General features: G+C 57.9%; 6 protein-coding genes. 1 reads left to right on the forward strand and 5 read right to left on the reverse strand.

Going from position 1 to position 6563, the window contains the following annotated elements:
- Nucleotides 1-20: 20 nt before the first annotated feature.
- The 4 genes from xylG to queD all read right to left on the reverse strand — a co-directional run bounded on the left by xylG (nucleotide 21) and on the right by queD (nucleotide 5289).
- Entirely contained in the window at nucleotides 21-1562 is a 1542-nt protein-coding gene (gene xylG / locus KBA32_RS03735) for a D-xylose ABC transporter ATP-binding protein (protein ID WP_294355493.1), read from the reverse strand.
- Between the two features lie 125 nt (nucleotides 1563-1687).
- Nucleotides 1688-2695: a D-xylose ABC transporter substrate-binding protein gene (xylF, locus tag KBA32_RS03740; protein ID WP_294355497.1), complete on the reverse strand. Its 1008-nt coding sequence runs from the start codon at nucleotides 2693-2695 to the stop codon at nucleotides 1688-1690.
- A gap of 786 nt (nucleotides 2696-3481) precedes the next feature.
- Complete coding sequence (locus tag KBA32_RS03745) at nucleotides 3482-4660, reverse strand: ROK family transcriptional regulator (protein ID WP_294355500.1); 1179 nt, start codon at nucleotides 4658-4660, stop codon at nucleotides 3482-3484.
- A 185-nt stretch (nucleotides 4661-4845) separates the two neighbouring features.
- The gene (gene queD / locus KBA32_RS03750) at nucleotides 4846-5289 is read right to left on the reverse strand and encodes a 6-carboxytetrahydropterin synthase QueD (RefSeq protein WP_294355502.1); all 444 of its coding nucleotides are present in this window, start codon (nucleotides 5287-5289) and stop codon (nucleotides 4846-4848) included.
- A gap of 99 nt (nucleotides 5290-5388) precedes the next feature.
- Between queD and KBA32_RS03755 the strand changes: the two genes are divergently transcribed.
- Nucleotides 5389-6222 carry a radical SAM protein gene (locus KBA32_RS03755; protein WP_294355508.1) on the forward strand — a complete coding sequence of 278 codons (834 nt, stop codon included), beginning with the start codon at nucleotides 5389-5391 and terminating at the stop codon, nucleotides 6220-6222.
- Nucleotides 6223-6233: 11 nt separating this feature from the next.
- Here KBA32_RS03755 and KBA32_RS03760 read toward each other — a convergent pair whose 3' ends face one another.
- Entirely contained in the window at nucleotides 6234-6536 is a 303-nt protein-coding gene (locus KBA32_RS03760; RefSeq protein ID WP_294355505.1) for a helix-turn-helix domain-containing protein, read from the reverse strand.
- Nucleotides 6537-6563: the final 27 nt, after the last annotated feature.

Consider the following 6563-nt stretch of genomic DNA (forward strand, 5'->3'; position numbering starts at 1 on the left):
GATAAACCGGGCACAAGCGCTCAGGCGGCCAATTCGTCGGTGTGGCCCAGAGCGGCGGTGAGTACCTGCTCCTGAGTCAGGCCGTCGTTGATAAAGTCGCCGCGCAATTGGCCTTCGCCAATTACCAGCACGCGATCCGAAATTCCCAGAACCTCGGGCAGTTCGGAGCTGATCATGATGATCGACAAACCTTCTTCCCTGACAAGTTCGAACATCAGCTTGTAGATCTCGTACTTGGCACCGACGTCGACGCCGCGTGTCGGCTCGTCGAGGATCAGCACCTTGGGCTTGGGCAGCAGCATCTTCGAGAGGACGGCCTTCTGCTGGTTCCCGCCTGACAGACCCTTGATCGGCAAATTGGGCGATGCGGTCTTGATGCGCATGCGCGCAATCGACTTCTGGATCTGTGCCATTTCCGATTCGGCATCGATGGTGCCGAACTTGGCATAGTTTTCGAGAACCGCCATCGTGATGTTGGCACCCACGCCTTGCAGCGGGACGATTCCGTGGCGCTTGCGGTCTTCCGGTACCAGACAGATGCCCTGGGTCACGGCCGAACGCGGCGAATTGACATCGATCTGCTTGCCGTCGAGCCAGAGTTCGGCTTCGGACTGGCCTGGATAGCAACCGAAGATGGCCATCGCCAGTTCGGTGCGGCCGGCGCCGACAAGACCGGCGATGCCAAGAATCTCGCCTTTGCGCAGCTTGAAGGAAATGTTGTCGACGCGTTTCCGCGCCGGATTGTTGACGTCAAGACAGGTGACGTTGCGTGCTTCGAAGAACACTTCACCGATCGGGTGCTCTTCGCGCGGGAAGAGGTTCTTGATTTCGCGCCCAACCATCATCGTAATGATCTCGTTGGTATCGATTTCTTTCATCGGGCGCGTGCCGACGTGCGCGCCGTCGCGAATGACGCTGACGGTATCGCACACGGCGGCGACTTCGTCGAGTTTGTGCGAGATCATCACGCAGGCGACGCCTTTGCGTTTGAGGTCGCGGATGATGTCGAGCAGAATTTCGGTTTCGGCCTTGGTCAGCGAAGAGGTTGGCTCATCGAGGATCAGCAGTTTGGCCTTCTTGTTGATCGCCTTGGCGATCTCGATCAATTGCTGGTGACCGCCGCCGTAGTGATAAACGGGCAGCGCCACATTGACGTCGGGCATCTTGAGTTCGGCCATGAGCTCTTCGGCGCGGCGATACATCGCTGCGTAGTTCATGAGGCCGCCGGGCAGGGTGATTTCGTTGCCCATGAAGATGTTTTCGGCGACGGAAAGCTGCGGGACGAGCATCAGTTCCTGGTGGATGATGACGATACCGGCTTCTTCTGTCTGGCGAATGGTCTCCGCCTTGAGTTCCTTGCCCTCCCAGAAGATTTCGCCCTGCCAGGTGCCGTACGGGTATACGGCCGACAGGACTTTCATCAGCGTCGATTTTCCGGCACCGTTCTCTCCGCACAGGCCAACGATTTCGCCCGCGCGAACCTTGAGATCGATCCCGTCCAGCGCTTTCACGCCATTGAAGTCCTTGACGATCCCACGCATATCCAAAAGATATTCGGACATGATCCCCCGCTATAAAAGATTTGTTTACTGCGACAAAGCAGGATGAGCGCCTGCTTCGGTAAAAACAGGCAGGTTGCCGTGGCAGCCTGCCTGCAAAACAGAACTATAGACTAGCCAAACCCGAATTAAATACCGAGTTGCGCCTTGGTGTAGAAGCCATCCTTGACCAGGAAGTCGACGTTGTCCTTGGTGATGACGATCGGGTCAAGCAGGATCTGGTTGACGCCACCTTCGGCCTTTTCGGACTTGAACGTGATCTTGTCGCCCTTGACCAGCGCAACGGACAGCTTGGCGGCTTCGGTCGCGATCAGGTTGAGCGACTTGTAGACCGTCATCGTCTGCGTGCCGGCGATGATGCGCTTGACAGCAGCAAGCTCGGCGTCCTGGCCGGTGACCGGCACCTTGCCAGCCAGTTTCTGACCAGCCAGAGCCTGGATGATGCCGCCGGCGGTACCGTCGTTGGGGCCGAGGAAGCCGTCGATCTTGTTGTTGAACTGCGTCAGCACGTTTTCGGCGATGGACAGCGCGTTAGCCGGCAGCCAATCCTTGACCGCTTGCTCGCCGAGGATCTTGATGTCGCCCTTCTTGACGAACGGGTCGATCTCGGAGAGCGCGCCAGCCTTGAACAGCTTGGCGTTGTTGTCGCCAGGGTCGCCGCTCATGACGTAGATGCTGCCCTTCGGCAGAGCCTTCATCAGCGCGGCACCTTGCATCTGGCCAACGCGGTAGTTGTCGAACGAGATATATACGTCAACGTCCGGGCTCTTGATCAGGCGGTCATACGAGACAACCTTGATGCCGGCTTTCTTGGCTTCCTTCAGAACGTTGGTCAGGGTCGATTGATCCTTCGGAACGATCACGAGAACGTCAACCTTCTTGGAGATCAGGTTTTCGATCTGAGCGACTTGCTTGGCGCTGTCGCCATCCGCCGATTGAACGCTGACTTCTGCGCCAAGGCCCTTCGCTGCGGCGATGAAGTAGTCGCGGTCACGTGCCCAGCGCTCAACGCGCAGGTCGTCGATCGAGAAACCGATGACGGGCTTTTCCTTGGAGGCAAAAGCGGGCAGGGACACGCAAGCAGCGGATGCAGCAAGTACTGCCAAAAGGGTACGGCGAACTGTAAAACGGCTCATCTGGGTCTCCTTAGATTTAAATACCGGAAGGCTGAACCTCCCAACTAGGCCATCTGCATAGAGCAGCGGCTTATTCTGCAACAAACCACATTCAACAAGCTCGCCCGTTTCCGGGCGTGTTCCAGAATTTCAACATTCCAACCGAAACAAATGCTGTCACTACCTTGGGCACATACAGCCGACATCTCTGCACCATTCATTTGTGCCGGCTGCAGGGAGTCAACGCTTCGGGATGGCCTTGAGGTTGACTGAAACAGCCCACAACAAAAAAATACTTATCCGCCTTGCGGATGGAAAAACCTTTCTGCGAATTCCTTTTGCTCCACAACATTCACAAATCTTTCCTGAACTCTTGGACGGCGAACCGGAAAAGAGTTCGCGGCGTATCGTGTCGACTAGCCGCTTGTCGCGCGGCTAGTGTCCGTTCGAGCAGGAGTGGGCGTGCATGGAAAGTTCGGCACTCGTTGCGAAGAGGTGCGCAATCGTGTCCGGTGCCGAAGAAGACGGCCGAACATCAAGCCGTGACAACTGCGTGATTAGGCAAGGATCAAGCGCAACCCCCAGGTACATGTTCCACCTCCTTCAATCCCTGACATCCGATAACTATCTGGTGTCGATTTGAGTCTTTCATGAATCTTCTGCGCCGGTGGTTCGCTGCCACCGAATTGTTTTCGTCGAATGCCGGTACATTAGTTTAATGGTCGCACCAAAGCAATACCAAAATGCACTTTTTTATTTTTCAGGGACCCCGGTCGTTTGTCGTTGAAAACATCGGCGATGTCCTGATTACTGGATGCGGAAACGGAGATCAAGTGGCCTCAGCAAGGCATGTTTGACCAGCGCGGCCGCACCGACAGCGACCGAGCGCGAGCCAAACCGCGATAGCTGGATTTCCGGCAAGGGCAGGCCACAATCCTGCGAGTAGCGTTCCAGGCAGGCCTGGGCTGCGTCAAGGAATGGGGCGCCCAATTCGCATGACGGACCGCCGAGGACAATTCTTCCTGGATTGAAATACGTCCACAGGTTCTGGATGAGGACGCCGAGGTAGTGTCCCGCACGGCGCACGGCCAGTATTGCCGCTTCGTCATTGCGATCGAGCAGGTGGCGGATGGTGTCGACCGGGATCAGGTCGCCGGCGTGGCCGATGATCTGGGTGCTGATCGCGCGCAGGCCGATGAACGTTTCGGCACAGCCCTTGCGCCCGCAGGAACACACCGGTCCTTCGAGTTGCAGGATGGAATGTCCGACTTCGCCGGCAAAGCCCTCGGCGCCAAGAAAGAGACGGTCGCGAACAATGATACCGGCGCCGACGCCGATGCCGAGCCCGAGGTAAATCAAGGGGTCGGGCTGCGGCGGCGAACCGAACTCGTACTCGCTGAGTGCGGCGACGTCGTAGTCGTTCTGTACCTGAATGCGCAGGCCGGTCACGCCGAGTGATTCGAGTTCCTGTGCCAGCGCGCTCTGCAGGGCAACATCGCGCCAGGCGAAATTGGGAGCCATCTTGACCATGCCCTGTTGATCGAGTACGGCGCCCGGGACGCCGATGCCGATACCGAGCAGTTCGCGACCATCCTGTTCCGATTGCCTGACGAGCGACGCGATCAGGTGCGCCAGTCGTTCGATGACGTCGGCAGGCTGGGTACTCGGCAGCGGTTCTTGCGAACCGTTGATGACATCCCCTGTCAGCGAGACGGTGAGGGCGCTGATGCTCTGACTTTCGACGCTGATTTCGGCGCCGATCATGGCAAGGCGAACGCCGTCGAGGAAAATTGGCGTCGGTCGGCGGCCAATGGCGCCCGTGGCCTGAATGTCCGACTCAACGAGCCATCCCGCTTCGATCAGGTCCTGGACCAGGAGGCTCACCGTCGACTTGGTCAGGCCCGTCTCTTTGGCCAGTTCGGCTCTGGATTGGCCCGGAATGCGCTGAATGGCCCGCACCAGCGCCATGCGGTTGATTTCGCGCATCAAAGCCTGATCGCCGGTAATCGTCATAGCGTGGGCTGTCTGGAAATAAGTAGTTAGTTTTTGTAACGAACTATTATTGTCAGTGTTTGCGCAGAAATCAAACCAATTTGTGCTTGTTGTGGAAGCAACTTGTTTTTCGGTGCGCCGGGATCTTCGAGCGAGAATGCCGCGAGTGCGTCGTCGGACTACTTGCGGATTGCGTCGACCCAGCAGTTCGGCGTTTCGTACAGTCGGACTCGCTCAAGGCGTAGATTATTGCCGTAAGTGTCCTGGTAGACGCGGTCGAGAATCCGGAATGCTTCCTCGGCAAGATTCTCCGCGGTGGGAATGCACGGGAGGATGACCGTCTTGTGATTGGGCAGGCTTTCCAGGAACTCAACGACCGTGGTATCGCCCGAATAGACGAGGAAGGAATGATCCCAAACGGCAACCAGGTGTTCATTGGCTAGCGATTTGATCTCGGAGAAGTCCATGACCATCCCGTTGGCCGGATCGCCGGCTTGCAGGATGATGTCGCCGGCGAGGGTTATCTCGATCGCATAGCGATGGCCGTGCAGATGACGGCATTGGCTCCGGTGGTCGGGGATTCGGTGACCGGCGTCAAACTCGAGGCGACGGGTGACTTGCATGGGAGTCCCTGTAAGGCGGTGGTGAGAAATTATATCATCGCGGGTTTTCGGTCCTTGGCCGCCGTTTTCGGCCAGCGTGTCGCGTGGAGAGAGTGGGAGATGTTGAACGTCAGCGATCACAGTCGAGACAGCGCCGGTTTGAAGTACATCTACCCCGTCGTGTCCAGGCGCGCCGGCGGTGTCTCGCTCGGCATCAACCTCAATGTCAACAATGCCTGCAACTGGCGCTGCGTCTACTGCCAGGTGCCCGGTCTCACGCGCGGCGGACCGCCGCCCGTCGATCTCGGCTTGCTCGAAAGCGAGTTGCGAGAGCTTCTGGCGGATATCGTCAGCGGCGATTTTCTTGCGCGAAATGCGTCGCCGGAAGCGCGGCGACTGGTCGATCTGGCGTTTTCCGGGAACGGCGAGCCAACGAGTTCGGCGGATTTCCTTGCTGCCGTCGAGTCCGTCGGTCGCGTCATGAGCGCGTTCGCTTTACCGGAAAGCGTCCCGCTTCGGCTGATTACCAACGGCAGCCTTCTGCACCGTCCGGCGGTCCGGAAGGCTGTAGCACGTATCGGATCGCAGCCGGGCGAAATCTGGTTCAAGCTGGATGCGGCGACGGAATCGGGCATCGCCGCGATTAACGGCATTCGCATGTCCATCGACAAAGTCCGCGAATCCATCCTGGCGTGTGCCGAGCTTGCGCCGACGTGGATTCAGACGTGCTACTTCGCGCTCGACGGCAAAGAGTCGTCGCGAGCGGATCAGGCTGCCTACCTTGAACTCGTCGCTACGGTCGGTAAAAAAACCAAGGGCGTGCTCCTTTACGGTTTGGCACGCCCGTCAATGCAACCAGAAGCCGGCAGGCTTTCAAATGTTGCGCGTGATCAATTCCATCAGTTTGCCGATCGCATCGCTGCGCTCGGAGTCAGGGTCGTTGCTAATCCTTGATGCTCCAGCTGCTAGGCGGCCTTCTTCTTGGCCTTCGCCGACTTCTTGAGGGTTTTGAAGAGCTCGGGATCTTCGCTCTTCAGATAGTCGATCACGTCCATGTCTTCACGCTTTACGCGCTGAATATCGATCTGCTCGACATGCACCAGGCGCAACAATTCACGCACCGGGCGCGGCATATTGCGGCCGCTTTCGTAACGTGATCCGCCGCTCTGCGTAACGCCGATCTTCGACCAGAATTGCTGCTGATTCAAGCCAAGCTTGCGACGGATTTCACGAGGTTCGTGCTTGTCAGTGGTTTTTGAACTGTTCATATCGGTCCTTTCAGTCGGCTAGCCTGC

It is taken from the genome of Propionivibrio sp., from assembly GCF_017995515.1.
Lineage (GTDB): Bacteria > Pseudomonadota > Gammaproteobacteria > Burkholderiales > Rhodocyclaceae > Propionivibrio.